A 26,835-nucleotide genomic window follows, 5' to 3' on the forward strand; every position below is an offset into this window, starting at 1 on the left:
CAAAAAAGAGCGGGCTGGATGCCCGCTCCTGCGTTGACTGACTCAGGCCTCCAGCGCCTGATCCAGATCCGCCAGTATGTCCTCGATGGCCTCGATCCCCACCGACAGCCGGATCATCTCAGGCTTCACCCCGGCCTTGGCCTGCTCCGCCTCGCTCAACTGGCGATGGGTGGTGGAGGCGGGGTGGCAGGCCAGCGACTTGGCGTCGCCGATGTTGACCAGCCGCTTGAAGATCTTGAGCGCATCGTAGAAGCGCACGCCCGCTTCATAACCATCCTTCAGACCGAACGAGAGGATGGCCGAGGGGCGGCCGGCCATGTATTTCTCCGCCAGCAGGTAGTGGGGGTGACCCGGCAGACCGGCGTAGCTGACCCAGGCCACCTTGGGGTGATGCTTGAGGTGATGGGCCACCCGCAGGGCGTTATCCACGTGGCGCTCCATGCGCAGGCTCAGGGTCTCCAGCCCCTGCAGCAGCAGGAAGGCGTTCATCGGCGCCAGCGCCGCGCCGGTATTGCGCAGCGGCACGGTACGCACCCGCCCGATGAAGGCGGCCGGGCCAAAGGCCTCGGTATAGACTACCCCGTGATATGAAGGTTCGGGTTTGGTGAGTTGGGGGAAGCGCTCGGCGTGATCCGCCCAGGGGAACTTGCCCGAGTCGACGATGACGCCACCCAGCGAGTTGCCGTGGCCGCCGACGTATTTGGTCAGGCTGTGCACCACGATATCGGCGCCGTGTTCGATGGGTTTGCACAGCACCGGAGTGGCGACCGTGTTGTCGACGATGAGCGGCACGCCACGGGCGTGGGCCACCTTGGCGAAGGCCGCCAGATCGACGATGTTGCCGGCCGGGTTGCCGATGCTCTCGCAGTAGACCGCCTTGGTCTTGTCGTCGATGAGGGCGGCGATGGCCTCGGCACTGTCATCCTTGGCGAAGCGCACCTCGACCCCGAAACTCGGCAGCATGTGGGCAAACAATGTGTAGGTGCCGCCATAGAGCTGGGGTGTGGAGACGATGTTGTCGCCGGCGGCGGTCAGCGCCTGGATGGCGTAGGTGATGGCGGCGGAACCCGCCGATACCACCAGGCCGGCTATGCCCCCTTCCAGCGCGGCCATCCGCTGCTCCAGTACATCGTTGGTGGGGTTCATGATACGGGTGTAGATGTTGCCTGGCACCGCCAGATTGAACAGATCCGCCCCGTGCTGGGCGCTCTCGAACTCGTAGGCCACCGTCTGGTAGATGGGTACGGCAACGGCCTTGGTGGTGGGGTCGCTGGCAAAGCCGTGGTGCAGGGCCAGGGTCGCATCTTTCATCACACACTCCTTGTTGGATGTTGCTGGGTAGCAGTTATAGATGGATAGACGTCCAATCTATCAGGCCCAGCGCCGATGTAAACCACCCAATCCGGCAAAGCAATTGCGCCCGCTGGCGAACTGCGCCCTCCCTTGCGTGACCCGGGCGAGGGGGAGTGCTCAGAGGCGACGGCGATACTCCCGATCGTCGATCTGCTGCATGTCCCACTGCATCAGGCGGTTGAGCTGGCTCATGGGATCCTCGATCAGGGTCAGCGGCCTGGGCAGGATCCGCTTGAAGTAACGGCGCAGGATCTGCTGGATCCGGTTCGGTTTGATGGGGTTGGCGTGGCTCATGATGGTGCTCCTCTGCTGTGGTTCTCACGTTCGCCAGCAGTATTGAGCTAAAATGCGGAAGTAAAAACTGATGACTTTAAGCAACTGGATTTCCTCTTTTATGCCCACCAGCCGCCTTTACCAGCAATTCCAACGGCTCGCCCAGCAACTTGGTTGTGACGAGCGGGAGATCAGCCTCGCCGAGGTGGCGGATCTGCTCTGCTGCACCCCGCGCAACGCCCGCCTGCTGCTGCGCCGCATGCAGGATCAGGGCTGGCTCAGCTGGGCGGCGGAGGCCGGGCGGGGGCGGCGCTCCCGGCTCACCCTGCTCGACAACCAGGAGAGCCTGACACGGCGCCGACTGCGGGATCTGCTGAGCCAGGGTCAGCTGGCGCAGGCGGTACGGTTGGCCGAAGATCGCCTTGATCTGCTCACTCCGTTGCTGATCGAGCAGCTCGGCCAAGCCACTCGGGAAGGGCGCCAGATCCTGCGGGTGCCCTACTACCGGCCGCTGCCGCGCCTGCTGCCCACCGGCCCGCTGCGCCGCTCTGAAATCCACCTGAGCCGCCAGATCTTCAACGGCCTGACCCGGCGAAATGAGGAAAATGGGGAAATCGAGGGGGATCTGGCCCACCACTGGGAGTGTCTGGGCCCCTGCCACTGGCGTTTCTACCTGAGGCCGGCGGTACGTTTTCACCACGGCCGCGAGCTGGTGGTGGAGGACGTGGTGGAGAGCCTGCTGACCTTGCGGGATCGCCCGCTGTTCGCCCATCTGGCGCGGCTGGAGAGCCCCTGGCCGCGCACCCTGGATCTTCATCTCGACAGCCCGGATCCGCTGCTGCCCCAGCTGCTGGCCGAGCCGGTGGCGGCCATCCTGCCGCGCGAGCTCAAGGGGGAGGCGGGCTTTGCCCTGCAACCGGTGGGCACCGGCCCCTACCGGGTGACCGCCAACGATCCGCTGCAGCTGTGCCTCGAGGCATTCGACGACTACTTCGGCCTGCGCGCCCTGCTCGACGAGATCGACATCTGGATGCTGCCGGAGCTGGCGGAGCGGCTGGAGAGCCACCTGCAGCTGGGGCGCGACAGCCCCGAGCTTGGCACCATGCGCGGCGAGTCCGAGCTGGAATCCGGCTGTTACTTCCTGCTGCAGGACGACAGATCCGCAGCCTTGCAGGATCCCGCCCTGCGCCAGTGGCTGGCCGGCCTGCTCAACCCCATCGCCCTGATGGCGCGGGTAGCTCCCGAGCTGCAGCGGGGCTGGACCAGTGCGCTCGGCCTCTTGCCCCACTGGCGCGAGGCGCCGCCGGCCCCGCTGCCGACGCCGAAACAGCTGCCGCGCCAGCTGGTGCTGGCCTGCTTCAACCAGCACCTGGAGTTCAACGAGTGTGCCAACGCCATGAGCAGCCTGCTGGCAGAGCAAGGGATCCGGCTCGAGGTGCGCACCCTGGATTACGGCCGCTGGGTGAGCGGGGCGGACGAGGACGTGGATCTCTGGCTCGGCACTCTCAACCTGGAGCACGAGCACGCTTTCGCCCCCTACGCCTGGTTGCAGGGCACCCCGCTGCTGCGCAAGGTGTGGGGCAGGCAGCAGCGCCTGTGGCAGGGGCTGACGCAGTGGCGTGCCAGCGGCGAGGAGCCGGGGCCGCGCGCCCTGCTGGCAAGCGTGCAGCAGCAATGCTGGTTCGTGCCGCTGTTTCACCACTGGCTGGAGCTGGAGAGCCGGGTCGGCGTGCACGGGGTGCGGATGACGGCGCTCGGCTGGTTCGATTTTCGCAGCGCCTGGCTGCGCCCGGAGCTGGCCGTCGGCGCCGGCGATACGACGGGGGAGCTTGAGTCCAAAGGCGGGCCGCGTTAGCCTGAGCGCGGTCCAACGACAAGGAGTCGATATCCATGCTGGAAATGCAGATCCAACCCCGTTTTCAAGAGACAGATGCCCTCGGCCACATCAACAACACGGTGCCGGCGGTCTGGTTTGAATCGGCCCGCGACCCGCTGTTTCGCATCTTCTCCCCCGAGCTGGATGTGCACAACTGGCATCTGATCATCGCGGGCTACACGGTGCAGTTCAAACGGGAGCTGTTCTACGGCCAGCAGGTATTGATCAAAACCGGGGTCCGCCGCATCGGCTCCAGCTCCTTCACGCTCTGGCAGGAAGCCTGGCAGGGGGACGAGCTGGCGGTGACCGCCGAAACCACCCTGATCCATTTTGACTACCAGTCCCGCCAGTCCATCCCCCTGAGCGATCGCCACCGGGAGGGGCTGCGGGCCTGGCTGATAGAAAGCTAACCTTGGCCCACCGGCCAATCACAGGACACTTATGCGCAATACCGTGATCGCCCTGAGCCTCGGCTTGGGACTGGGGCTCTGCTCCCTGCCTTCCGTGGCGGCCTCCCTCGTCGAGCAGTTCTCCCTGATGGAAAAGGGGGCCGAGAGCGCCCTCGATACCCGTCTGTTCAGCCACGATGGCGTCGACATCAAGGCCTGGGTGGATGGCGCTCCCGTCATCATCGCCGTGCCCATCATGAACGAGCAGGGCAAGCTGGAAGGGGAGAGCCGCTACTACTTCAAGGGCGGCAAGCTGTTCGGGGTGAAGGAGCCCGCCGCCCAGTTCGCCTTTGATGATGGCGGCAAGCTGACCCAGTGGCTGGACGACAAGGGCCAGCCCGCCGAGTTCGTCAGCAAGATGAGCATGCAGCAGCGGGAAGTCTGGCTCACCAAACGGGCGGCCGAGCTGGGTCAGCTGTTTGCACCGAGCGCCGCCGAACAGAAGGCGGCCAAGGGGGGTGTCAAGCTCAAGGGGGCGGAGTTGGCCCACTGGCTCTGCAACGGCAAGCTGCTGGCGCTGGCCGGGGGTGACAAGGTGACCTTCGAGCAGGCCAAGCTCAAGACCCGCGCCGAGGGCATTGAGGGGGAAGTCTCCCTGCGCCAGGAGAAGGGGTGGCAGGATCTGAGCCTCAAGTGCGAGGTGCAGGGACCCCAGGTGACCCGCCTCACCTGGCAGCCGCTGCCGGATGCCAACAAGCCGCAGTAAGCGCGGCAGTATCAAAGCAAGGGGCCCAGATCTGGGCCCCTTTTTATTTATTGCGGTGACGACTCGCCCAGCCTGAGCCGGGTGAGGGCTTCCACCCGTCGCCACTGGTCGGGCTCGAACCAGCGCGCCAGGATTTCCGGTTGTTGTTCGGCCCTGCGCTCGGCGGGCAGTGGCTTGAGTTCGGCCAGATAGCCGGCCAGCTGTTGCTCGAACCCTTGCTGGTTTTGCGTCAGTTGATGCAGCCGGTCCGCCGCCTCCGGCCCCAGTTGCTCGCGCAGCGCGGTGTCACGCTCTGCCGCTGGCAGCCGCTCCAGACTCTGCAGGTCGCCGAGCAGGCGGCTGTTGGCCTCCGCCTCCCGAAACCACTGGGGCTGCTCCGCCAGCCAGAGCTCGAGCTCGCTCGCCAGCAGCGGCTTGTCGGCATCGCCAGCCTCCGCCAGCGCCTTGCGGCGCAGGGTCCACTGCTCCATCAGCCGATCTTCGGCAAACAGCTGCTCCTGCTCGGCCGGGGTGAAGCTCTGCTGGCGCAACTGCTCGCGCTCGTCGAACAGCACCTGCAGGCTGGCCAGGCCCGGATCGGTCGGCACCGTCAGGCTGCCTTCGGCGGCGAGAAAGGCTTCATAGCGGGCCTGCAGTGAGTTCTCATCGGGCGAGGAGGTTACCTGCCTAGCCAGGGGGGCGCTCGACCCGGCCTCGTCCACCGGGGGAGCGGCTGGGGTGGAGTTCGGGGCGGGCCACAGCTGCCAGCCGCCCAGCAGCAGGGCCGCACCCAGCGGAGCGGCCATCAGCCATGCCTTGTTCATAACCCCAGTCTCTGCAGGCGGTTGGCGTGCTTGCGATAGAGGCTGACCGGGTCGGTCTCAAACAGGTGGCGAATGCCGAACGACTGGTTCACCTCGTCCAGGTGGTTCATCCGGTAGTCGGTGCCGATCACCTTGCCGAGGTGGCTGCTGCATACTCCAACCAGGCCGTCGTTGGGCTCCTTGAAGAAGCTGCCGGTCAGCGCCAGCGCCGGATCCACCGGATCCAGAATGTTTGTCATGGTGCCGCGCCCGCTCCAGGAGAAGTAGTAGACCCCGTTGGCGGCCTGCATGGGCCCTTCGCCGCAGTACTGGCTGGGCAGCCCCTCCGGGTAGCGCTGGTTGAAGCGCTGGGCGCCGGCGCTGGTGAGGGCGTCGAGGGCGGCGAGGGGATCCTGCGGCAGCTGGCTACCGCCGGAGAGCAGCGAGATGACCCCGGACAGGGCGGAGGCGGCGGCTACCGCCAGCTTCTCGGCCACCGAGCCCGGTGCTACGTTGGCGCGCACCAGATCGGCGATCTCCGAGCCGTAGTGGACCCCGCCCACGCTGGTGGCGGAGGCGACCAGCTCGGGAGCGACCGAGGCGGCATAGCGAATGGTGGGGCCGCCGTGGGAGTGGCCGATGAGGTTCACCTTCTCCGCCCCCGTGATGGCGAGCACCTGCTGCACCTGCTTGAGCAACTGCTCGCCGCGCAGTTCCGAGCTCTGGGTGGCGGAGACCTGGGCCACGTAGACCCTGGCGCCATCCCGGGTCAGCGCCTGGGGGATGCCGTAGAAGTAGTCGACCCCGAGCAGCTTGTCGAAGCCGAACAGACCGTGCACCAGCACTATGGGGTAGCGGGTCTGGGTATAACCTGCCGCCTGGCCCAGCATGGGCAGGGCGCACAGCAGCATCAATAGCCATTTTTTCATCTTGTCCATCCTTGTGAATAAGGTTGTCACAGCAGCGGCAACCACCGGCCTCATGCCAGTACCGACCAGCATGACGGAGCGGGACGTTTGCATCTGTGCAAATGATCACCAAACAGACAGATTCAAAAAAGCCCTACCCATATGGGCAGGGCTGTTGGCGGTGCTGGCACAACTATCCCTTGTGTTCGCCGCTTACATAAGTTAAATAATAATTATTATCATTTGTGGTGTTAAGGATCATGGCGGCGAGCTGGGTAAGAGGATGGGTGGGGACGGAGGAGAGCGACAGCAGCATGGTGCACTGGAAGGTGCAGACCATGAGCGGCAATCGCCACTTCGATGCCGGTGAGCACGGCAAGGCGCTCTCCTGCTATCAGCAGGCGCTGTGGCTGGCCCGCCAGCAGTTTGCCGGCTGGCACGACGTGGACGAGGCGGTCGCCGCGCTGGTGGTGGCCCACCACAATCTGGCGGATCTGCTGATCGCCATGGCGCGGCCGGAGCGGGCTGCCGACCTGCTGTGCCACATCCACGACTGCCTGCTCGCCACCAGCCAGTCGCCGGCCAGTCCCGCTCCTTTGCGGGATGCGGCCCTGCGCCATACCCGCAGCACCCATGCCGAGCTGCTCGCCTTCCTGCGCAAACACGGCAACCACGACGGTATCCGCCGCTGCCTCGGCCAGTGCCTGTGCCAGACCGGGTCCGCCCGCCAACTGCATTAATCACAATAAACAGAGGTGACCATGAGCCATACCCTGCCAGCCCTTGCCTATGCCTATGACGCGCTGGAACCCCACATCGATGCGCTGACCATGGAGATCCATCACAGCCGTCACCATCAGGCCTACATCAACAACCTCAATGCCGCCCTGGCCGATCTCCCCGAGCTGGCGGCGCTGCCGGTGGAGGAGCTGCTTGCCCGCTTCGACAGCCTGCCTGGCAAGGTGCAGGGGGCGGTGCGCAATCACGGCGGCGGTCACGCAAACCACAGCCTGTTCTGGCAGGTGATGAGTCCGCAGGGTGGTGGCGAGCCGGACGGCGAGCTGGCCGCGGCGATCGATCGGGACCTGGGCGGGCTGGAGGCCTTCAAACAGGCCTTTACCCAGGCGGCGCTGAGCCGTTTTGGCAGCGGCTGGGCCTGGCTGGTGGTCGATCAGATCGGCAAGCTGCAGGTAGTGAGCAGCGCCAACCAGGACAGCCCCCTGCAGGATGGGCTGGTGCCCATTTTGGGGCTGGATGTGTGGGAGCACGCCTACTACCTCAAGTACCAGAACAAGCGTCCCGACTACATAGCCGCGTTTTACAACGTGATCGACTGGAACGAGGTGGCGCGGCGTTACGTGGCGGCGCTGGCCTGATCGCCGGAAATGCCGAGCCCAATGAAAGAGACCCGCCTGTTGGCGGGTCTCTGCTATTGAGGGGTCGGCGCGCTGCTGGTTGCTGCCGCTGCGCTGGCGGCAGCCGGATTATCCACGGGGGGTGCCTCGCTCGGCACGGCTGCGCTGGTGACCGAGGCACCGCTGGCTGGCGTTGCCGCACTGGCGGCAGCTGGATTATTCACGGGCGTAGCTTCGCTCGGCACGGCGGCGCTGGTGGCCAAGGCTCCGCTGGTTGCAGCCGCCGCACTGGTGGCGGTTGCCGCGCTCACTGCCGCTGCCGGTTTGGCCTTCGGCTTATGAGGGGGCGGTGCAATGGGCAGGCAGGGCTGGCTCGCGCCTATGGTGCTCAACGCCTGGCAGGGGACCGGGCCGCCGATGACGATGGGCTCGCCGAGGAACTTGGGACCCTTGTCCAGCACGTAGAGGTCGAGCAGCCCCATCAGGCGGGCGAACACCTCGCGCACCCGGGTCTTGATGCCCTGATAGGCGCTGGGATCCACGGCGTTGAAGCCGACCGCCTCGATGCCGAAATGGCGGGCGATGAAGATGGCGCGCTCGTTGTGAAAGGCCTGCGAGACCACGGTGAAGTGGGCCTGACCGAACACCTCCTTGGCTCGCACGATGGAGTCCAGGGTCCGAAAGCCGGCGTAGTCGCTGTAGATGGCGTTGGCCGGGATGCCGGCCTGGATCAGGGCTCGCCGCATCTGGCGCGGCTCGTTGTACTGCACGGTGGCGTTGTCGCCGGAAACCAGGATGTAGTCCACCTTGCCGTTGTTGTAGAGCTCGGCGGCGGCCTTGATCCGGTACTTGAAGTAGTGGTTCGGGCTGCCGCCAATCAGGTACTTGGAGGTGCCGAGCACCAGGGCGACTCGGTTGTAGGGCACCGCGTTGACGTCGTCGTAGGTGTAGTGACGGGCGTCCGAGACGGTCCACTCGCTGTAGCCCAGCAGTGTGGCGACGGAGGCCAGCAACAGGCAGAGGCAGGCGAGCAGGATCTTGGCAAACTTCTTCATGCGCGGTGCGGTTCGGGTCTGAAGTAAGAGGTGACAGAGGGTCATTCTATTACAAGTTGCCGTCGTACGTCAGGCTTGATGACCGCCGAAGACGTCACTCGGGCAGAGGCTGTCGCAGGGAGCGGTCGGCTAACTGCTTGATCCTGAGCCGATTAAAATCGTTCATAAGAAGGGGCGGCCATGGCCGCCCCTTGTCATAGCCGTCTCGTCCTCAGTGGGAGGAGTCGTTGGCCTTGCACTCGTCGGAGTCCTTGTTGGCTTCCCACCAGGGCAGCAGCTCGCGGCCGAGCCACTGCTGGTAGGCCTCGCTGTCATTGGCAATCAGCTGGTCCAGCTCGGCTTCGAAGGCGCTCATGGCCTGCTGTTGATCCGGGTTGCGCAGGGCCTGGGCCATGGCCAGCCAGCTGGCGCCGCGACCGGTCTCGTTCAGGAAGCGGTGCACCGTGTAGGACCAGGAGTAGACCATCTCGCCGCCCTTGTCGTAATCCAGGTGCAGGATGTCGGCCAGGGCCGGACGATCGCTGGCTGGACGGCCGGTGACGTTGTCCAGACCGCGGGCGAAGCACTGGCCGTGGGCGATGAACTCCGCCAGCCCTTCCGACCACCAGGTGGTGCGGTTGAGCGGGTAGTGGCCGAAGCTGCCGTACTGGTTGAAGCGGCCGTCCAGGTAGTGCACGTACTCGTGGCGCAGGTTCCACACCTGGAACGCAGGGCGCTTCCACTCCGCCTCGTAGGCGAAGAAGCGGGCCTGGTTGCCGGGGCGAGCCGGATCCCCTTCGAGGTAGATACCGCCGTTGTCGGTGGAGACGCCGCCGAACAGGGCACTGCCGTAGCGTTTCCAGTCGGCGGAGGAGTTGAAGACCACCAGTTCCAGCGCCTCGTTGTGATCGTCCGCCACCGGCTGCCAGCCGGTCTCCATCTGCTGGTGGAACTGCTGCTCTTCGGCACCCAGTTCACGGCAGATCCCCTCGGCCTGGCTCATGGTCAGATCCTGGGCCCGCAGGCGCAGGGTCGGCGAGCAGGTGTGCTCGAACGGCAGCACGTCCTCCACCCGGACAGGGGTGCAGAGCCCGGCGAAGTCACCGCTGATGCAGGCTTCGCTGGTGCGGTCCGTGTAGGTCAGGTAATAGGTGGAGAGGGTCAGTGACATGTCTTCCAGCAGGTCCTGACTCTGCTGACCACCAGGGATCAGGTCGTGGTGGCGAACCAGTGCGATGACGGAGTCATCCAGCAGCTTGCGGTAGCCGTCGAGCTCGTCCGGGCGGGTATAGCGGGCGACCCGGTAGAGGCGGGTGTAGGCATCCAGCACGTTGTTGAGCAGGAACAGATCGGCGCCATCCCTTCCTTGCCACAACGCGAGTTCGCTCATGCCGAGGGCGTGCAGCTGCTTGCGCAGCTCGCCATCCTGCTGGCGGAAGTCGTTGGCGAAGGGGTCGCTGTAGTCGCTGGCGAAGTCGAGGAAGTTGAGCAGATCGAACAGGCCGGTTGCCCAGGCGTGCTGACCGTTGATCTCGCTGGCATGGCGGGTGCTGTAGGCCAGCATCTGGTTGAACTCGCCGAGCAGGGTGCCAAAACGGCTCTGCACTGCCGGGCTCTTGAACTGGCCGTGCAGGGCGATGCTCCAGGCACCCATGACGGCGCCTACTTCGTCGCTGGCCTGCTCCGGGAAGAGCAGCGGATGGGCACCCAGCGCGGTCAATGCCTCGGCCAGCGCCTCGGCGGCGGCCGGGCCGTCTTCCTTGTGCTTGCCGTAGTTGTGGTAGTTGTGGGCTCGCACGTATTCCAGCAGCAGCTTCATGGCCGGATGGGCCGGCTGATTGGCCGCCAGCAGGCTCTGGATGCCGCGCGACACGGCCAGCAGCTTGGTGTCATCGTGACCATAGTTCTCCTGCCAGACCGGTGCGGGCTGGCCACTGGCATCCTGCACTATCTTGGCCGCTTCGGCATCCAGCAGCTCGGTGCCCGGCAGATCCGGCTCGGAGCAGGCGCGGCCGTCGACACGACGACAGTCGAGCTGCTCTTCCTTGCTGGCCAGCACGATGGGGCGGTTGAGCACCCGGCTCTCTTGCCACTCGGTTGTCTCCGGCAGGGTCTGCCATTCGCTGCCCCCCACCGGGTATTGATAGCCGGTGTCCTTCAAGACCACCTGCACTTCGCTGCCGGCGGGCAGGGTCTGACGGCACACCCGATAGCTGATGGTCTTGTCCCCTTCCTGACGGGTCTGGGGTTCATCGCACTCCTGCTGGGTCTTGGCCTGTTCCAGCAACCAGGTGTACTGGCGCCAGACGTGCAGCTCGCTCACCTGCTTGGCGGCCTGGCTGCCCGCGATGGGCTGCAGGCGGAAGAAGATCTGCTCGAGACGGCCATCCCGTTCATTGGGGGTCTCTTCCAGCACCTTCAATTGCTGCCAGTTTTGCGGCTGGTACTGCCATGCCTGCTCGGCGCAGCGACCTTCGGCGTTGAGCTCGCAGCGATCCAGCTCCTGCTCGCTATGACCCAGGATGACCCGCTCCGCCAGCGGCAGACGATCCTGACGCGGCGCGGTCGGGGTGCCTGCCAGCGGCTCCCAGCGGCCCTGCTTCATGCCGTAGCCATAGTCATAGCTGCTGGCCGGGACGGCCTTGCCGGCCGGCACCACCTCTTCACAGCTGAGGTAGCGGATCTGCCAGCCCTGTTCGATCTTGAGCTGCGGCTCGCCGCACTGCTGTTCTGCCAGCGCGGCCAGGTTGGCATCGCTCCAGTCGAAGCGGCGATACACCCTCAGCTGCTGATAAGAGGCGTCGCCGCTGCGGGCGCTCAGCTCGTAGGTCACTTCGGTGAGACGCTCCCCTAGCTGACGGCTGGATTCACCGTTGAGTTGATACTGTTGCCAGTCGGAGGGGGAGTAGTTGGCCAGCGCCGAAGTGGCAAACAGGCTCGGTGCTGCCAGCAGCAGCAACCTGGTACCCAGATTGTTCATTTTTATCCCTTTGATTGATTGTCTGCGTGATTGACGTCTGCAATCTAATCAGCCCCAAAAGGATATCAACCCACCAGTCAGGCCATATAAATCATTTATTTAGATTAAATCAAAACGAAATAAGCCCCATTGGGGGCTCTACTGATAGCAAGGACTCATCTGCCATCTGGGGGGGCTCTCAGCCTAAGCCTGGCAGCTGTGATCAAAGTCTCGTTTGAGGTTCTTTTACCAGACGGGAATACGACAGTCGCAAGCTGGTTGGCAGCAATAGAAAGTACTGATCTGCCTGAGCAGAAAGCAGGATAAAGCAGGATGTTGTAGTGAGAAGCCACCGGGCGGCAGTCGGTATGGGAATCGAGAAAACGGGTGGGGGATTGGTGGATGGTGAGCGGGTGTTAACAATGACAGCCTAGGGGAGGCTGTCGGGTTCATCTTTCCAAAGGCGAACAGATCCGCCCGAGGTAATGAACAACCCCGGGCGGACGGCTGGCATGACGCAGTTAGAGGTAGCTGACGGTCACGATGGCCATGTTGCTGCTGCCAGCAGACAGCTTGTACTGCATGGTGCTGCTGATGGTATTGAGGCTGCCGGCTTGCTGCAGGCTGGCCAGATCCATGGTCTGGCGCTGGGTGCCGGAATAGCAGGTCACACTGTTGTCGGCGAAGTCGCAGGGGGCTTCATAGATGGTACCGGTGAAGGTGACGGTGCCGTCGGCGGCTGAGGCAGTGGCTGGCAGCAAGGCGGCACCAAGCAGCATGGCTACGGCGGCAGAAGAGGCGAAACGGATGGCGCTGTTGCGTACGGAAGCGGTAGAAGTGTTCATTTTAATGTCCTTTTCGTCACGTGTCGTTGTACGAAAAGGGCAACGCAATCAAAGAGAATGACACAGATACAACTGATGACATCGCTCTTCTCAGATGGCAGCTCCGCTGTCTTAGGTTATGAACCCTTAGACCGGTGGCTTTGCGTCCCGACCTTTCGACCGGTTTGCCCTTTACTCTATGTTTAGATGATAACATCCCACTTTGAGAAATCAATCGCCATCAAAAAGTGTGGGATATCAGTCACAAATAATATTTTATATATGGTTGTGACAGGAGATATATGGTTTGGCCCATATTTGGTGGTGCATATCAGATCTTTTCCATCATTATTTTCAACTGGCTTTCGATGAAGCCTTGTTCTGTAGTGAACATGCATGACTGCCATCCGGTGAATTAAAATCAAGGTCACACCGGAAGGTGGTAAGAGCAGATATATCAACTTCCCTCCAGGCCCAATGGGTTAAAATGATTACCTGATTACCTGATTACCTGATTACCTGATTACCTGATTACCTGATTACCTGATTACCTGATTACCTGATTACCTGATTACCTCTTTTGAGGCGGTTTACGAAGTGGGTGATAACTATTATCAAATACTCTCAGGTTATTTTGGTTGTGTTTTTGTTAATTTGCTGTGAGTGATTTTAAATTCACTGTCTGACAATATTGAGATAGATGTGCTTTATATGAATGTTATTTATTTCATGATATCTTAACATGTTTTGGCGCTCACTTAAGTTATTGTTTTTTAAATGTTTATAAAATAATTTATATAAATCAAAATGTATTTGATGCGCATCAAATGAGTCGTTAACTTGTTCGTCAAGCAAAAGCGGAACACGGCTTTCTGCACAGACGACAGGGATGTATGTAGTTGTGCAGATGAGGTGTAGCGGGAACTGCCCCTGAGCGGTGTGCTGCTTTTGCTTATTTAAATAAACCTTAAAAGGCACAGCTGATTATTGGCATGACCTCTCACCGGCTTAATGAGAGGTCGAGCACCAGCAGTTGCTGTGCTGTATATCGCGGCATCACTGAAGATCGTGACTCCAGCATGATTGGAGTGATGCAGTACAACACACGTTAATGTAGGTATAAACTAATGAAAGCTAACAAGATTTTGGTTGCTATGGGTGTTGGTTCCATCCTGCTGTGCGGCTCCGCTGTTGCTGCCGGTGGCGCTGGTTCAGGCAAAGTCACCTTCAATGGTGAAATCATCAACGCTCCTTGCTCCGTTGCTCCTGAGTCTGTTGATCAAGTAGTTGAAATGGGTCAGATCAGCACCAAAGAGCTGGCCAGCGGTGGCGAGTCCAACTCCAAGCCGTTCAGCATCAAGCTGCTGAACTGTGAAATCTCCGACAAGGAAGATGCCGTCAAGGTGACCTTCAGCGGCGCCAAAGACCCGGTAGATTCCAGCCTGCTGGTTATCGGTGGTGGTGACGCCGCTGGTGCCGGTATCAAGATGACCGCTCCGGGTGGTGCCGCGATCGTACTGGGTACCCCGACTGCCGCTTTCAGCCTGGTCAACGGTGACAACGAGCTGCCCTTCAGCGCCGTACTGAAAGGTTATGCCGATCAGACCACCAACCCGCTGAAAGCCGGCGCTTTCACTGCAGTAACCAACTTTACTCTCTCCTACGAGTAATAGAGTGCCTTAACGTGTGATCAGGGTTGTGGTGGTGCGAGCCACCACAACCTCACACATTCTGTCTCCTCACATCGAACCTTGATCATGAAAACTTCAATGATGGCAGCCATGGCGCTGCAGCTGGTGATGATGGCGGGATCAGTCCACGCCAACGAACGCACGGATGGACTGGCCGAATCGGGTTGTACGCTGGAGGTGCTGCGCAGCATTCCGCTGCAGGCTCAGCAACCAGGCACGCTGAAAATCAGCGGCTGTCAGGTCGAGGGGGCGACGGAGGCATCACTGCCTTTTATTTCCATGTCCGTACGCGGTGCCATGAGCGATGAGCTCGGCATTCTCAACAACGGCCAATATCACAAGGTATCCGGCGAGCATTTTATTGTTTCGGATATCGTCAACAGTGATTTGGAATTCAATTTGGGGCTTACCAGTAGTCAGCTGTTTTTTCCGGACAGTACGACACTGTTTGAACTCAATTATATGTAAGCAAGCCAATTGCTTAGTGTAGATACCTCATTACGTGAGACCGTTATGCAATTCCTAGAGTGAAAATATGAGCGTTTCAACATCAGACTCTGTGAGAAAAAAACATTATTCAAAAATGGCTTTTATGCTATGCGTGCCCGGCCTGATGGCGGTGGCAAATCACGCATGGGCAGAAACGGAGTTTAATATTGATGCGCTCGATCTGGACGAACGGACCAAGATCGACCTCTCCCAGTTTGCCGACGAAGGTTACATCCTGCCCGGCGACTACTACCTCGAAATCGAGGTCAACAAGAACAAGCTGCCCCTGCAGAAGATCCCTTTCTACGAGACTGACACCGGCAAGGGAAAGGGTGGGGTGGCCTGCCTGCCGCAAGAAGTTATCCCCAAGCTGGCGCTGACCGACGAGGCCATCGCCAAGATCGATACCTGGCACGATGGCCAGTGTGCCAACCTGCTGGCGCTGGACGGTGTGGTGATCTCCAATGACATAGGTAACGGCTTGCTGCGCATCGCCGTGCCTCAGGCGTGGATGAAATACAGCGATCCGAACTGGATTCCGCCCGAACAGTGGGATGAGGGGATCCCGGGGATGATGCTGGATTACAACATCAACGCCCAGGTCAACGAAGGGGATGGTTACTCCAATAGCAACATCAGCAGTTACGGTACGCTAGGGTTCAACTACGGCGCCTGGCGTCTGCGGGGCGACTATCAGGCCAGCTCTTACTGGGGCGACAATGAACGGACATCGACCGAGCTGAACCGTATCTATGCCTATCGCCCCTTGACCGACATGGCTGCCAAGCTGACGGTGGGCGAGCAGCAGCTCAACTCCCAGCTGATCGACGGCTTCCGTTATACCGGCGTCAACCTGGCCAATGACGAGCGCATGTTGCCGCCGAGCCTGCAGGGCTATGCGCCGGAAGTGAGCGGCATCGCCAAGACCAACGCCAAGGTCACCATCTCCCAGTCCGGCCGGATCATCTATGAGACCAACGTGCCGGCCGGTCCGTTTCGCATCCAGGGGCTGGACAGTTCGGTGCGCGGTCGTCTCGACGTGCGGGTGGAGGAGCAGGATGGCAGTGTCAGCTCGTTCCAGGTAGACACCGCGACCGTCCCCTATCTGACCCGTCCCGGTTACGTCCGATACAACCTGGCGGTGGGTGCGCCTTCCGAGCAGACGGATTCGGTGCACGATGTGCACGGCCCTGCCTTTGTGACCGGTGATTTCTCCTGGGGGGTGGCCAACTCCTGGTCGCTGTACGGTGGCAGCCTGGTTGCGGGTGAATACAACTCCATGGGGCTCGGTATCGGTCGCGATCTCTATGCATTCGGTGCCATCTCGGCCGACCTGACCCAGTCCATCGCCAAGTTGCCCGGCCTTTCCACCAAGATTGGCCAGTCGGTGCGGGTGAACTACGCCAAGCAGTTTGATGAATACAACAGCTCGATCACCTTCGCCGGTTATCGCTTCTCCCAGCACAACTTCATGACCATGTCGCAGTTCCTGAGCAACAAGGATCGGCTGGAGAACAACACCACGACCTCGAGCGATGACTACAACACCTGGGGTGACAAGGAGCTCTATACCATCACCGCCAACAAGACCTTCTGGGCGGAAGATGCGGCCAAGGCGCTGACTGTCTATCTGGACTACACCCACAGAACCTATTGGGATCACGAGGCAGAGGATCGCTACGGCCTCTCCATCAACAAGAACGTGAACATCGGCAGCTTCAAGGATGTCTCCGTCTATGTGTCGGCCTACAAGACCAAGACCGAGAACTACGAGGATGACAAGAGTGTCATGCTGACCCTGAGCATGCCGATCGGGGACAGAAAGAGCGCGGGATATAGCGTGCAGTCCTCCAATGGCAAGGTCACCCATCTGGCCACCTATCAGGATTACAGCCGGCCCGATGATACCTATCAGCTGGGGGCGGGCGTGCAGAGCAACGGCCACGCCGTGGCGCGGGGTTACTACAACCATAACAGCGACATCGGGGCGGTCAGCCTCAATGCCTACAGCGTGCAGAGCGAATATACCTCGGTCGGGGCCAGCCTGCGTGGCGGCTTGACGGCCACTCAGCACGGTGCGGCCTTGCACCAGGCGACCCGTCGTGGCGGTACCCGCATGATGGTGGATACCGACAAGACCTCCGGCGTCTCCTTCAACAATGGCCGCGCCGTGACCAACCGCTTTGGCGTCGCGGTGATCAGTGACATGACCGACTATCGCAAGAGCGATACCCGGGTGGACGTGGATCAGCTGAGCGATGACATTGATGCGATGAACGCCATCAAGCAGGGGACCCTGACCGAGGGCGCAATTGGGTATAATGCCTTCGAAATCGCCGAAGGGTTCAAGCTGCTGGCCAACGTCAAACTGCCTGATGGCTCAGTGCCGCCGTTTGGCGCCACCGTCGTCAAGGATTCCGGACGGGTGCTCTCGGTGGTGGATGAAGATGGCCTGGTCTATCTGACCGGGGTGAAACCGAATGAAGCGTTTGAACTCTCATGGGGCGGGGCCCGCCAGTGCAAGATAGTGGCACCGCAACAAGTAACCGATCTGTCGATGAAGACTCTCACTTGCAAGTAATGGGATACCGATGAAAAAGCTGCTCTCTTATACCTGTCTGGCCGTGCTGGGCATGACCTCGCTCAACGTCAGCGCTGCCATCGTGCTGGACCGTACTCGCGCCGTCTATCCGGGCGGTGCCAAGTCCATCAGCCTCAACATCAAGAACGAGAACCAGAAGCTGCCCTACCTGGCGCAGGCCTGGATTGAAGATGCCCAGGGCCAGAAGATCACTTCTCCCTTCGTGGTGCTGCCGCCGGTACAGCGGGTGGATGCCAACCAGAAGTCCATCGTGCGCATCGCCAGTGTGCCGGCCATCGACAGCCTGCCCAAGGATCGCGAGTCGATCTACTACTTCAATCTGCGCGAGATCCCGCCCAAGAGCGAGAAGAGCAACGTGATGCAGATTGCCGTGCAGTCCAAGATCAAGCTGTTCTACCGCCCCGAGGCCATCCTGCCCGCACGTGGTGCCATCTGGCAGGATCAGGTGCTGATCACCAAGCAGGGCAAGGCCCTCAAGGTCAACAACCCGACGCCTTACTACATCACCTACGTGGGCCTCGGCCATCCGCAGGGCAAGGAGCGGACCACCATCAAGGGTTTCTCCGCCTTTATGGTTGCCCCCAAGTCAGAGCAGACGGTCACCATCCCGGAAACCCTGGGCAATGAGTTTGTGATCAGCTACGTCAATGACTACGGCGGATATATGGATATCAAATACCAGTGCACAGGCAATGCCTGTAAAGCCGTGAAGGAGAGATAAAGATGATATTGCGTACGGGTGTACTCGGTATCATGTTCTTGTCCATGCCGGCATTGGCTATCAATGGTGAAGTTAGGGCTGCCACAAAAACCTATGATATTGAGCTTAAAAAGGAAGACATCCTTAACGAGGTAGGTGCAAAAAAAGAGTTCAAGTGGGATTTGAATGGTACTTATCCTGGTACGGCATTTTGTCCAGATCAGGATATTAGAAATCAACCTATTTATTACAAGGCTGTAATGAGTGCAGGGTTACCCAGTGTTGGTGGTGGATTTGTCAAGTTAAATGAGTTTTTGGATCTCAAGGTTGATATCTGGATTGAAGGTAATCGTCGGGCGTATGTTACTGCCCCTTTTACTGAAGAATCCAATCAGGGTCAGTTTACCTGCTACAAGAGCAAGGGCTCTGCAGATTTTGGTTTTAGAAGTGGTAGCAAGGGAATTGTGACGTTTCGCGTTCGTAAACCCATCATCAATGGCGTGCAAATCGACGACCATGAAATAGTCGAGATGTTTGGTCGTTTGGGCAGAACGGATTCAGGATTCAATAACGAGGTCATGTCCAGAATCGTTATCAAGTCCTCGGTGTTGTATGTGCCAGAAAAATGCACAATCAACGGAGGACAGACGATCGAGGTTGAATTCGGTGATTTACCTGGTACAGGGTTGGATGGCAACAATTTTGAGAAAACTGTACCACTTAACTTCGTGTGCAGTGGTGGGGTATTTGATCAAAGTTCATCATTGAAGATAAATCTCGCCATTTCTGGCAAACCGACCTCGTTTAGCCAGAACTATCTAAGAACTACACGAGATGGATATAAAGGCGGTGATGTTATCAATAATCTTGGCATCAAATTCAAACAGCTGGATGGCTCGACACTGAATCTGAATGATTGGTATCCGGTTTCCATGCAGGGGAATATCGGTGACTGGGGTTTCATTGCCGCTCCGATAAGTCCTGCCGGTGCTGACGTTGCTGCCGGTGATTTCTATGCAACCGGTACCATCGTTGCTTCATTCCAGTAGGAGTCGATATGTTGCGCTTAGGCTGTTTGGGGTTGTTGATACTCCCGCTGTGGGTCAGTGCTGCTGCCGATGACCTTGAACTGCTTGGAGGGGATCTCCATCTCCATGGCCGTATCATCGATCAACCGTGTGTGATTGCCCCAGAGTCGCTCGATCAGGCAGTGGACATGGGTGTGGTCGATGTCAGGGAACTCTATGCCAACGGGACCGGGGCTCAGGTGCCCTTTGTCATCCGCCTGACCAACTGCAAGCCCGGGATCTTCCACATGGCCAAGGTGACCTTTACCGGTTCGCAGGATACCCAGCTCAGCGGCGGTCTGGCGTTTTCGGCAGGCTCCGCCAAGGGTGCCGGCATCCGTTTGTATGACGTGACCCAGTCCCCCTTGACGCTGGGAACGCCCTCCCGTGGCTATCTGTTGGGCGGCACGACAGAGAATGAACTGCAATTCTCTGCCCGGGTGGAAGGGCACCCGGACGCGCTGGCGGCCAAGAATATTCAGCCCGGTGATTATACCGCTGTGGCCAATTTCATCGTGGCTTATGAATAAACTCAGAGGTCGTTGCGTTGGACGACCTTTGAGTTGCCGAGGCTGGGCCAGGTGATGACGCCACCCAGATAATTGGAGAGATAAATGCCGCCAGGCAGCTGAATAAATTGTGCCGTTTGTTTGGGGGGCGTCAGTGCCGCCACCAGAGTTGCCACCATGCCATTGCTGGTCAGCGCCTGCTGATCAATGAAATTGACGATGGTATTTTTTACCTCGACCGAAATATCGCCATCATCCCTTTCCAGATCCCCGACAGAATCGAGATTGAACAGAGTCTTTCCCTGATTATCGGTGGCGATTACGGTTGCCACCACTATTTCCCTGTTCATGGTAACAATAAATCTGCTCTTTCTGGTCATCTCCACCCAGTTGTCCGGCGCCTGACAATTTCTGTGATATCGGACCGTGGTGTCAGGGTTGTGGTAATAGTTGTGGGAAACATTGTCTCCCTGCTGGGTCATGGTGGTGATCACACATTGCACTTCTTCAGCCACAGGGTGACCGCTGCGCAGCAGAAAGACGTTCTCTGATAATTTCCTGCTGTTATTGTCGATGGAAAAATAGCTGATGGCTTCTTTGCCAACCAGAATGGAAACCTGTTCATCCGCCTTGCGTGAAATACGCTGTATCAAGGGTGACAGCGAATCGATTTTCACATTCAGCGCCTTTTCCGTCTCGCTGGTCATATAGAGGGAAATCTGGCTGAGATTGATGGTCCGCAGCGTATTTGCCGTCGCATAGTTATAGATGACGATGGCCAGTGAAGTCAGTGAGACCAGCAGTAGCGCAAACAGTAGAATACGCTTTGGGCTGAAATAGCGGTCATATTTGCGGCGAGTATATTGCCGTCTGGCCTGAGGCACATGAGAAGGGATCGCCGCTTGCGTTTCTTCATTTGGGGCTGCTTCTTCGGTCTCTCCAGCAGCCTCAATAGGGGCACAAAAGATATATCCCACACGTGGAATAGTATCGATCGCATCCATCAAACCGAATGATTCCAGCTTTCTTCTCAATGAGAGGATCTGCCGGTTCAGGTTGGTATCTGTATTGTCCTGGTTTGGCCACAAGGCATCTTGCAGTTTGCTTCTAGGAATGACACTGCCTGCCTCATCACACAGCATTTCGAGCAGCTCGGCTTCTTTGTTGCTGAGCTTGATGTCCTTTTCTCCCTTAGAGAGTCGGAATATTGCCGCGGAGAAAAATATCTCCTCTGCAATTTTATAATTTTTGTTACTCATGTGTGACTCGCCTTACTGCCAAGGAGAGCATTTTACCACCATGCAGTCTTTGTTCAAATAATGCTAAATTGACAATATCTTTAACTATCAAGCGGTTACCTTTCCATTGAAATGCATGATGGCGGATATGGTACTACAGGCAATTCATTCAGTTCAAAAAACGTGCAAAAAAATAGCCATTTATGTAATCGTTCTCACTTACTCCTGCCCGCGAGGGAGATTTTGACACCGCCAGCATTTTCTTTCGAATAATGTGCGTATTTGGATGACTCCTGCATGCCAAATCCTGTCGCAGGAGTGATTATTGCGCATTAAGAATATTCTGATATTGCCTGCGCTGCGGCTTGAGGTGACCGCCCAGATCGGGCCAGGGGTGCCACTGGTCCGGCACCATGAAACCGGGCAGGGCCTGCCGGATCCAGGCCGCCAGCTCGGCAGGGGGCACAGGTGCGCCATGCCAGTCGATGAAGGCGGCCGGCCTCTGCCCCCACTCATCGCTCGGCACCGGCACCACCAGCGCCTGCGCCACGGCGGGGTGATCCACCAGTCGCTGCTCTATGGCCTCGGGCTGGATGTTTTCGCCCCCGGAGATGAAGAGGTTGTCGAGCCGCCCCTCCACCACCAGTTTGCCATCTGCGGTGAAATGCCCCTTGTCACGGGTATGGAACCAGCCTGCCTCATCGAGCGGCCGCTCTAGCCCACCTTGTTTGAAGTAGCCCGCAAACAGGGTGTCACCGCGTACGCAGATCTCCCCCTGCTGGATGCAGACCTCCCGTCCCGGCAGCGCCTTGCCCACCACACCGGCGGTAGATGGCCGACCGGTGCAGACCTGGCTGCCCATCTCGGAGAGGCCGTAGCTCACCTTGGGCACCAGCCCCATGGCGCTCAGCCGGTTCACCAGGGGCTGGGGAATGGCGGCGCCGCCGAGCAGCAGCTCGCGCAGCCGGGTACGGGCGGGATCGAAGCCCTCCGCCAGCAGCCGCCAGAGCTGGGTCGGCACCAGGGAGAGATGGGTGATGGGTTGCTGCTCGAGCCGCTCCCTGAGCGGGCGGCGGCGATCGTCCAGCACCAGAGCAGCGCCCGCCAGAAAGACCCTAAACAGGATGGCGTAACCGCCGACATGGAACAGCGGCAGGGAGAGCAGCCAGCCGCACTCGGCGTCGAGCGGGATCACGGTGGCCGAGCCCCGCGCCGAGGCCAGATGATTGGCCAGCTGGTGTACCACGGCCTTGGGCGTGCCGCTGGACCCCGAGGTGAGGATCATGTTGTTGAGCCGGGCAGGATCCAGCATGCAGTCGCCCTCGTCCGCCGCCAACTCATGGGTGAAGTCGAGCCGCAGTGGCTGCCAGTTGCCGGTCGGGATTTCGCCTGCCGACCAGCAGGCCCTGACAACGAGCAGGGTGGCCAGCTCCGCTTGCCGCGCCAATGGAAAGGCTGGATTGAGCGGGCAGAAGACGATGCCGCTGCGCACGCAGGCCCAGGCCAGCAACAGGTCGGGCAGGGCGCCGCGTACCACGGCGGCGAGGCGATCACCGGCCTGCAGGCCCGCCAGCGCCAGTTGCCGGCACAGGCCGTTGAGTCTGGCATCCAGCTGTTGATAGGTGAGCGGGTCGGCGGCGTGAATGGCGATGCGGTTCGGGGCGGACCTCGCCCAGTGACGCACCGGGCAGGGTTGTTGAGGGTGGTGATGGTCAGATAGCGGTGGCATGCAGGCCCCTTCAATCACGGTGAAACAGGGGCTCCAGCAGGCTCAGGTCGGGTTTGCCGGTCGCGTCCAGCAGATCGGCGGCCAGCCAGCGCCGGGTATCCAGGCCTGGGGCCTGATCCGGCGCCCATTCGCCCGCCAGATGAAACAGCTGGTTCAGGCCGAGGCCGGATTCGAAGCAGGAGGAGACGATCACCTTGAGGCGCAGCTCGCAAGCGCGGGCAACCAGCGCCTCGCAGTGGGCCAGGGAGCCGAGCAGGGTCGGCTTGAGCACCAGGGCGCGCAGCTGGGGGATGGGCTCCCACGGCTTGCCCTGGGCCAGCAGCTCGTCGATGGCCACCGGCATGCCGGTGCGATTGGCCACAAAGGCGATGTCGGCAAAGTCGGCGCAAGGGTCTTCCAGGTACTCGATCCGGTTTGGATCCAGATGGCCGCAGAAGGCCCAGGCCTCCTCGCGGGTCCAGCCCTGGTTGGCGTCCAGCACCAGCTTGAGGGTAGGGATGCGGTCGCACAGCAGGCGGATCAGCGCCAGCTCGTCGCGCATGGGGTAACGGGCCACTTTCAGCTTGGCCTTGCTGGGGGTCTTGTGCAGCCAGTTCTTCCAGTGCTTGAGCAGCTCCTGGGGGGAGCCCTGGATAAGTGGATAAGGCTCCGGCAGCGGGGTGGTCTGGGCAGGCCAGCAGCGGCGGGCGCAGTCCAGCCCGAATTGCACCGAAGGGAGCTGCGGGGCGATCTCCTGCCCCGTCGCCAGCTGCTCCAGACAGGCGATGGCTTCGGCTTGCGCCTCGGCCAGGCTCTCGCGGGAGAAGCCGGGCAGGGGGGCGATTTCCCCCCAGCCATCGTCAACACGGACCAACAGGCCCTCTCGCGCCACCTCCACCTTGCCGTGAAAGGTCAGTGGCTGGGTAAAAGGCAGTTGGTAGCGATAGAGAGCGAGTGTCATCAGGGATTCCGCTTGTATTTGGAGAAGTCGGGACGGCGTTTCTCGTTGAACGCGTTGCGCCCTTCCTGACCCTCTTCGGTCATGTAGAACAGCATGGTGGCATTCCCCGCCAGCTCCTGCAAGCCAGCCTGGCCGTCGCAGTCGGCGTTGAGGGCAGCCTTCAGGCAGCGCAGCGCCATCGGGCTGTTCTGCAGCATCTCGCGGCACCAGCGCACGGTTTCACGCTCCAGCTCCGCCAGCGGCACGACGGTGTTGACCAGCCCCATGTCGAGGGCTTGCTTGGCATCGTACATGCGGCAGAGGAACCAGATTTCGCGGGCTTTCTTCTGGCCGACGATGCGCGCCATGTAGGAGGCCCCCCAACCGCCGTCAAAGGAGCCCACTTTCGGACCGGTCTGGCCAAACTGGGCGTTGTCGGCAGCGATGGTCAGGTCGCACATCATGTGCAGCACGTGGCCGCCACCGACCGCGTAGCCGGCCACCATGGCCACCACGGGTTTCGGACAGGTGCGGATGTCGCGCTGGAAGTCGAGCACGTTGAGGTGATGGGTCCCCTCGTCATCGCGGTAGCCACCGTAGTCGCCACGGATCTTCTGGTCACCGCCGGCACAGAAGGCCTTCTCGCCAAAGCCGGTCAGGATGATGGTGCCGACCTGATCGTCGTAGCGGGCATCGGCCAGCGCCTGCAGCATCTCTTTGACGGTGCGGGGGCGGAAGGCGTTGCGTACCTGGGGGCGGTTGATGGTGATCTTGGCAATGCCATCGTCGGACTTGTGATAGAGGATATCCTCGTAACCGGCGGAGCAATCACGCCACTCGACGGGGGCATAGAGTTCCGCTTCAGTCATTGCTTCAATCATGACGCTTCTCTTCTTGTTGTTGGTTGACCCACTCCGCGAGGAGCCGGGCAAAAGTCTCAGGCTGGTGGGCATGCAGATTGTGGCCGCCATCCAGCTCCAAGTGGTTGATTTTGCGATGCTGACTCGCCATGAGGCAAGCCAGCTGATGGAATTTGTGATCCCGCGTGCCGCTCACGTAGGTGACCGGCAGCGCACCTTGCGCCAGCCAGGGGCCGAGATCCGGCTGCTGGCCCAGGGAGGTGGCCCGCAGCATGGCGGCCACGGCCTTGCCGTCGTTGCCGAGGCGGCGGGCTATCTGGCGGGCGCGGGCATCCTCGCCCAGATCGGCGAACACCCCCTGCCGATACCAGTCGGCCAGCACGGCGGCCAGGGGATCCTGCTCGAAGCGCCGGGCCCAGCCCTCATCGTGGGCGAGGCGGGCGGGCCGCTCTGCCGGTGGCAGGCCGGGGTGGCAGTTCTCCAGCAGCAGGGCCAACAGCCCAGCCGGCGCCTGGCTGGCGTGATAGAGGGCGAGCCGCCCGCCCAGCGAATAGCCCGCCAGTTGGTAGCGATCGATGCCACGTGCGGCCAGCTCGTCGCACAGCCAGCGATGGGCCTGCTCGAAACCCGCTACCCGCACTGCCTGGTTGCTGCCGTGGCCCGGCAGATCCAGCGCCAGGCTGGGGAGGCCGGCCAGGGCCGCCTGCACGGGTTGCCAGTCGTTGGCATCGCCGAGCAGGCCGTGCAGCAGCACCAGCGTCGGCTGGTCGACACTAGCTGCCACGGATCGCGCTTCCCAGTGCCTTCAGATCCTCGGCGACTTCGCTGCTGGGGACCTTGATTTCAATCAGCGTTACCCCCTTTTCCAGCGCGGCGGCGTAATCCCGTTCAAAGTCGGCGAGGGTGGCCGGCGCCCGGTAGTGGAGACCGAACATGGCGGCGGCGTGTTCGAAGTGCAGGCCGTGGGGCAGGCAGTAGTAGGTCTCCAGCAGCGCGTCCTGGGTCGGCACCGGCAGCATGCGAAAGATGCTGCCGCCATCGTTGTTGAGCAGGATCACCACCAGCGGCCGGCTCGATTTGCCAAGCAGCGCCAGGCTGTTGAGATCGTGCAGGGCGCTGAGATCGCCGAGAAGCAGGGTGGTGGGCTCATTGCTGCCCGATCCGACCGATTGCGCGAAGCCGTAGGCGGTGGCGATGAGGCCGTCGATGCCAGAGGCGCCGCGGTTGGTCATCACCCGGCTGGGGCCCTTGCCCGCCTCGCCGAGCATGTCCATCAGCCGGGCCGGCATGCTGTTGCCGACAAACAGCTGGCCCCTGATCAGCTGGTTCAGGCGGTGGCACACCCCGAGCTCGGAGAAACGCTCGCAGGCGCTGCGCACCTGCTGGCTCACGGCCTGCTGGCGCTCCGCCAGCCGGTGCCAGGGCAGGTGTGGGTGCGCCACCGGATGGGTGGCGGCAAAGGCGGCGGGTTCGCACAGCAGGCGGCGGCGCAGCCGGTAGTCCGGGTCGAGCCGGGCTGGCTGCGGGTCGATGAGCCAGTATGACTGCCAGGGCTGCTGCTTGATGAACTGGCCGAGCCGCTTGGAGATGAGGCGGGCGCCAAATTGCAGCAGCACCTCGGCCCGGGCCAGTTCGGCCACGAAGCCGCTGTATTGCAGGGCGAGATCGGCGTGCACCAGGTTGCGACCATCGAAGCGCAGTTGACTCTGCAGGTCAGCCAGCAGAGGCCAGCCGAGCCGCTCGGCCAGGGCGGCGACCGCCTTGGCCTGAACTGGATCCTGAATGCGGCCGGCGACGATGAGGCCGCGCTTGCCCTGCAGCTCGTCCCAGTCGGGCTGACACGAGCAGGGGGCCTGCGCCAGTTGCCAGGGGCTCCAGGGCTCGGACGAGCGGAGCCAGTCGCCGAGGGGGGCCAGGTAGGCGGAGAAGTCCAGATAGGCGTCGCCCGGATAGAGGGGCTCGGGGTACATGCAGTTGAAGTGCACCGGCCCAGGCGTGCGCGCCTGCTGGGCCAGCGCCTGATCCACCGAGCTCAGCACGAAGGCGGCCGGGATGGTGGCAGTGGGGCTCGGCAGGTTCTGCTGATAGACGGGGTAGCGGCCGAAGATCCCCTGCTGGTCGATGGCCTGGTTGGCCCCGTTGTCGATGAGCTCGGGTGGCCGGTCGGCAGAGAGAATGATGAGCGGCACGCCGGTGAGCTGGGCCTCGGCCACCGCCGGCCAGAGGTTGGCCACTGCGGTGCCCGAGGTCATGATCACCGCCACCGGGCGGCCGCTGCCCTTGGCCAGCCCCAGCGCCATGAAGCCGAGGCCGCGCTCGTCAAAGTGCAGATGGCGGCGAAAGCCGGGGTGGGCGGCGGCTGCCATGGTGAGCGGCGCCGAGCGCGAGCCGGAGGCCAGCGCGATGTCGCGCACGCCGAGGCGAAAGAGCTCCTCCAGCAAGAGGGAAGACCAGACGTGGTTGAAGGTGGCATGGTGGCTGGCAAACTCTTGGCGCGCGGACATGAGGCTCT

24 protein-coding genes and 1 riboswitch are annotated in these 26,835 nt (G+C 61.1%); of the genes, 11 read left to right on the forward strand and 13 right to left on the reverse strand.

Going from position 1 to position 26,835, the window contains the following annotated elements; genetic code table 11:
- Positions 1-42 precede the first annotated feature (42 nt).
- Both AACQ43_RS16815 and AACQ43_RS16820 read right to left on the reverse strand, forming a co-directional pair.
- On the reverse strand, positions 43-1,311 hold the full coding sequence (locus AACQ43_RS16815) for an O-acetylhomoserine aminocarboxypropyltransferase/cysteine synthase family protein (protein WP_168967953.1): 1,269 nt from the start codon (positions 1,309-1,311) through the stop codon (positions 43-45).
- A gap of 159 nt (positions 1,312-1,470) precedes the next feature.
- Positions 1,471-1,647, reverse strand: coding sequence for a hypothetical protein (locus tag AACQ43_RS16820; RefSeq protein ID WP_016349280.1), 177 nt, complete (start codon positions 1,645-1,647; stop codon positions 1,471-1,473).
- Positions 1,648-1,747: 100 nt separating this feature from the next.
- Between AACQ43_RS16820 and sgrR the strand changes: the two genes are divergently transcribed.
- Genes sgrR through AACQ43_RS16835 form a run of 3 tightly spaced genes read left to right on the forward strand, consistent with a single transcriptional unit; the run spans position 1,748 to position 4,657 of the window.
- Positions 1,748-3,481, forward strand: a complete 1,734-nt coding sequence (gene sgrR / locus AACQ43_RS16825) for an HTH-type transcriptional regulator SgrR (RefSeq protein WP_168967954.1) — start codon at positions 1,748-1,750, stop codon at positions 3,479-3,481.
- Positions 3,482-3,516: 35 nt separating this feature from the next.
- Entirely contained in the window at positions 3,517-3,912 is a 396-nt protein-coding gene (locus AACQ43_RS16830) for an acyl-CoA thioesterase (RefSeq protein WP_011704482.1), read from the forward strand.
- Between the two features lie 31 nt (positions 3,913-3,943).
- On the forward strand, positions 3,944-4,657 hold the full coding sequence (locus AACQ43_RS16835) for a hypothetical protein (protein WP_168967955.1): 714 nt from the start codon (positions 3,944-3,946) through the stop codon (positions 4,655-4,657).
- Positions 4,658-4,704: 47 nt separating this feature from the next.
- Here AACQ43_RS16835 and AACQ43_RS16840 read toward each other — a convergent pair whose 3' ends face one another.
- Together AACQ43_RS16840 and AACQ43_RS16845 are read right to left on the reverse strand one after the other, a co-directional pair.
- The gene (locus tag AACQ43_RS16840) at positions 4,705-5,460 is read right to left on the reverse strand and encodes a lipase secretion chaperone (RefSeq protein ID WP_168967956.1); all 756 of its coding nucleotides are present in this window, start codon (positions 5,458-5,460) and stop codon (positions 4,705-4,707) included.
- Entirely contained in the window at positions 5,457-6,368 is a 912-nt protein-coding gene (locus AACQ43_RS16845) for a lipase family alpha/beta hydrolase (RefSeq protein ID WP_168967957.1), read from the reverse strand. The genes AACQ43_RS16840 and AACQ43_RS16845 overlap by 4 nt, the downstream gene beginning before the upstream one ends.
- A 293-nt stretch (positions 6,369-6,661) precedes the next feature.
- Here AACQ43_RS16845 and AACQ43_RS16850 point away from each other — a divergent pair, with 293 nt between their 5' ends.
- Positions 6,662-7,087 (forward strand): hypothetical protein, encoded by a 426-nt coding sequence (locus AACQ43_RS16850; RefSeq protein WP_168968085.1) that lies wholly within the window; start codon positions 6,662-6,664, stop codon positions 7,085-7,087.
- Between the two features lie 21 nt (positions 7,088-7,108).
- On the forward strand, positions 7,109-7,723 hold the full coding sequence (locus AACQ43_RS16855) for a superoxide dismutase (protein WP_168967958.1): 615 nt from the start codon (positions 7,109-7,111) through the stop codon (positions 7,721-7,723).
- A 53-nt stretch (positions 7,724-7,776) separates the two neighbouring features.
- Here the strand turns inward: AACQ43_RS16855 and AACQ43_RS16860 are convergent, their stop codons facing one another.
- The 3 genes from AACQ43_RS16860 to AACQ43_RS16870 all read right to left on the reverse strand — a co-directional run bounded on the left by AACQ43_RS16860 (position 7,777) and on the right by AACQ43_RS16870 (position 12,540).
- Complete coding sequence (locus tag AACQ43_RS16860) at positions 7,777-8,757, reverse strand: SanA/YdcF family protein (protein ID WP_168967959.1); 981 nt, start codon at positions 8,755-8,757, stop codon at positions 7,777-7,779.
- 211 nt (positions 8,758-8,968) lie between these two features.
- Positions 8,969-11,716: a collagenase gene (locus AACQ43_RS16865; protein ID WP_168967960.1), complete on the reverse strand. Its 2,748-nt coding sequence runs from the start codon at positions 11,714-11,716 to the stop codon at positions 8,969-8,971.
- A gap of 500 nt (positions 11,717-12,216) precedes the next feature.
- Positions 12,217-12,540: a fimbrial protein gene (locus AACQ43_RS16870; RefSeq protein ID WP_168967961.1), complete on the reverse strand. Its 324-nt coding sequence runs from the start codon at positions 12,538-12,540 to the stop codon at positions 12,217-12,219.
- Positions 12,541-12,633: 93 nt separating this feature from the next.
- A riboswitch (cyclic di-GMP riboswitch) is annotated at positions 12,634-12,719 on the reverse strand.
- Positions 12,720-13,646: 927 nt separating this feature from the next.
- Between AACQ43_RS16870 and AACQ43_RS16875 the strand changes: the two genes are divergently transcribed.
- The 6 genes from AACQ43_RS16875 to AACQ43_RS16900 all read left to right on the forward strand — a co-directional run bounded on the left by AACQ43_RS16875 (position 13,647) and on the right by AACQ43_RS16900 (position 19,598).
- Positions 13,647-14,189 (forward strand): fimbrial protein, encoded by a 543-nt coding sequence (locus tag AACQ43_RS16875; RefSeq protein ID WP_076361601.1) that lies wholly within the window; start codon positions 13,647-13,649, stop codon positions 14,187-14,189.
- A gap of 99 nt (positions 14,190-14,288) precedes the next feature.
- A complete protein-coding gene (locus AACQ43_RS16880; protein ID WP_168968086.1) occupies positions 14,289-14,678 on the forward strand; it encodes a hypothetical protein in 390 nt (129 codons plus the stop codon).
- 67 nt (positions 14,679-14,745) lie between these two features.
- Positions 14,746-17,280 (forward strand): fimbria/pilus outer membrane usher protein, encoded by a 2,535-nt coding sequence (locus AACQ43_RS16885; RefSeq protein WP_168967962.1) that lies wholly within the window; start codon positions 14,746-14,748, stop codon positions 17,278-17,280.
- 10 nt (positions 17,281-17,290) lie between these two features.
- Positions 17,291-18,022, forward strand: a complete 732-nt coding sequence (locus AACQ43_RS16890) for a fimbrial biogenesis chaperone (protein ID WP_168967963.1) — start codon at positions 17,291-17,293, stop codon at positions 18,020-18,022.
- A 2-nt stretch (positions 18,023-18,024) separates the two neighbouring features.
- Complete coding sequence (locus AACQ43_RS16895; RefSeq protein ID WP_017408912.1) at positions 18,025-19,050, forward strand: fimbrial protein; 1,026 nt, start codon at positions 18,025-18,027, stop codon at positions 19,048-19,050.
- 8 nt (positions 19,051-19,058) lie between these two features.
- Positions 19,059-19,598, forward strand: a complete 540-nt coding sequence (locus AACQ43_RS16900) for a fimbrial protein (protein ID WP_168967964.1) — start codon at positions 19,059-19,061, stop codon at positions 19,596-19,598.
- A 2-nt stretch (positions 19,599-19,600) separates the two neighbouring features.
- Here AACQ43_RS16900 and AACQ43_RS16905 read toward each other — a convergent pair whose 3' ends face one another.
- From AACQ43_RS16905 to menD, 6 genes are all read right to left on the reverse strand, one after another.
- Positions 19,601-20,836: a winged helix-turn-helix domain-containing protein gene (locus AACQ43_RS16905; RefSeq protein ID WP_168967965.1), complete on the reverse strand. Its 1,236-nt coding sequence runs from the start codon at positions 20,834-20,836 to the stop codon at positions 19,601-19,603.
- Positions 20,837-21,137: 301 nt separating this feature from the next.
- Positions 21,138-22,544, reverse strand: a complete 1,407-nt coding sequence (locus tag AACQ43_RS16910) for a 2-succinylbenzoate--CoA ligase (RefSeq protein WP_168967966.1) — start codon at positions 22,542-22,544, stop codon at positions 21,138-21,140.
- A 10-nt stretch (positions 22,545-22,554) separates the two neighbouring features.
- Positions 22,555-23,484: an o-succinylbenzoate synthase gene (menC, locus tag AACQ43_RS16915; protein WP_168967967.1), complete on the reverse strand. Its 930-nt coding sequence runs from the start codon at positions 23,482-23,484 to the stop codon at positions 22,555-22,557.
- On the reverse strand, positions 23,484-24,344 hold the full coding sequence (gene menB, locus AACQ43_RS16920; protein WP_039215084.1) for a 1,4-dihydroxy-2-naphthoyl-CoA synthase: 861 nt from the start codon (positions 24,342-24,344) through the stop codon (positions 23,484-23,486). The genes menC and menB overlap by 1 nt, the downstream gene beginning before the upstream one ends.
- Positions 24,337-25,107, reverse strand: coding sequence for a 2-succinyl-6-hydroxy-2,4-cyclohexadiene-1-carboxylate synthase (menH, locus tag AACQ43_RS16925; RefSeq protein WP_168967968.1), 771 nt, complete (start codon positions 25,105-25,107; stop codon positions 24,337-24,339). The genes menB and menH overlap by 8 nt, the downstream gene beginning before the upstream one ends.
- Entirely contained in the window at positions 25,097-26,827 is a 1,731-nt protein-coding gene (menD, locus tag AACQ43_RS16930) for a 2-succinyl-5-enolpyruvyl-6-hydroxy-3-cyclohexene-1-carboxylic-acid synthase (RefSeq protein ID WP_168967969.1), read from the reverse strand. Before menD ends, menH begins: the two co-directional genes overlap by 11 nt.
- Between the last annotated feature and the right edge of the window lie 8 nt (positions 26,828-26,835).

Source organism: Aeromonas sp. DNRA1 (genome assembly GCF_963888745.1).
Taxonomy (GTDB): domain Bacteria; phylum Pseudomonadota; class Gammaproteobacteria; order Enterobacterales; family Aeromonadaceae; genus Aeromonas; species Aeromonas hydrophila.

Bases quoted from the DNA above. Each gene is read 5' to 3' on its own strand.
- AACQ43_RS16815 (WP_168967953.1), bottom strand. From the start codon at position 1,311: ATGAAAGATGCGACCCTGGCCCTGCACCACGGCTTTGCCAGCGACCCC.
- AACQ43_RS16820 (WP_016349280.1), bottom strand. From the start codon at position 1,647: ATGAGCCACGCCAACCCCATCAAACCGAACCGGATCCAGCAGATCCTG.
- sgrR (WP_168967954.1), top strand. From the start codon at position 1,748: ATGCCCACCAGCCGCCTTTACCAGCAATTCCAACGGCTCGCCCAGCAA.
- AACQ43_RS16830 (WP_011704482.1), top strand. From the start codon at position 3,517: ATGCTGGAAATGCAGATCCAACCCCGTTTTCAAGAGACAGATGCCCTC.
- AACQ43_RS16835 (WP_168967955.1), top strand. From the start codon at position 3,944: ATGCGCAATACCGTGATCGCCCTGAGCCTCGGCTTGGGACTGGGGCTC.
- AACQ43_RS16840 (WP_168967956.1), bottom strand. From the start codon at position 5,460: ATGAACAAGGCATGGCTGATGGCCGCTCCGCTGGGTGCGGCCCTGCTG.
- AACQ43_RS16845 (WP_168967957.1), bottom strand. From the start codon at position 6,368: ATGAAAAAATGGCTATTGATGCTGCTGTGCGCCCTGCCCATGCTGGGC.
- AACQ43_RS16850 (WP_168968085.1), top strand. From the start codon at position 6,662: ATGGTGCACTGGAAGGTGCAGACCATGAGCGGCAATCGCCACTTCGAT.
- AACQ43_RS16855 (WP_168967958.1), top strand. From the start codon at position 7,109: ATGAGCCATACCCTGCCAGCCCTTGCCTATGCCTATGACGCGCTGGAA.
- AACQ43_RS16860 (WP_168967959.1), bottom strand. From the start codon at position 8,757: ATGAAGAAGTTTGCCAAGATCCTGCTCGCCTGCCTCTGCCTGTTGCTG.
- AACQ43_RS16865 (WP_168967960.1), bottom strand. From the start codon at position 11,716: ATGAACAATCTGGGTACCAGGTTGCTGCTGCTGGCAGCACCGAGCCTG.
- AACQ43_RS16870 (WP_168967961.1), bottom strand. From the start codon at position 12,540: ATGAACACTTCTACCGCTTCCGTACGCAACAGCGCCATCCGTTTCGCC.
- AACQ43_RS16875 (WP_076361601.1), top strand. From the start codon at position 13,647: ATGAAAGCTAACAAGATTTTGGTTGCTATGGGTGTTGGTTCCATCCTG.
- AACQ43_RS16880 (WP_168968086.1), top strand. From the start codon at position 14,289: ATGATGGCAGCCATGGCGCTGCAGCTGGTGATGATGGCGGGATCAGTC.
- AACQ43_RS16885 (WP_168967962.1), top strand. From the start codon at position 14,746: ATGAGCGTTTCAACATCAGACTCTGTGAGAAAAAAACATTATTCAAAA.
- AACQ43_RS16890 (WP_168967963.1), top strand. From the start codon at position 17,291: ATGAAAAAGCTGCTCTCTTATACCTGTCTGGCCGTGCTGGGCATGACC.
- AACQ43_RS16895 (WP_017408912.1), top strand. From the start codon at position 18,025: ATGATATTGCGTACGGGTGTACTCGGTATCATGTTCTTGTCCATGCCG.
- AACQ43_RS16900 (WP_168967964.1), top strand. From the start codon at position 19,059: ATGTTGCGCTTAGGCTGTTTGGGGTTGTTGATACTCCCGCTGTGGGTC.
- AACQ43_RS16905 (WP_168967965.1), bottom strand. From the start codon at position 20,836: ATGAGTAACAAAAATTATAAAATTGCAGAGGAGATATTTTTCTCCGCG.
- AACQ43_RS16910 (WP_168967966.1), bottom strand. From the start codon at position 22,544: ATGCCACCGCTATCTGACCATCACCACCCTCAACAACCCTGCCCGGTG.
- menC (WP_168967967.1), bottom strand. From the start codon at position 23,484: ATGACACTCGCTCTCTATCGCTACCAACTGCCTTTTACCCAGCCACTG.
- menB (WP_039215084.1), bottom strand. From the start codon at position 24,344: ATGATTGAAGCAATGACTGAAGCGGAACTCTATGCCCCCGTCGAGTGG.
- menD (WP_168967969.1), bottom strand. From the start codon at position 26,827: ATGTCCGCGCGCCAAGAGTTTGCCAGCCACCATGCCACCTTCAACCAC.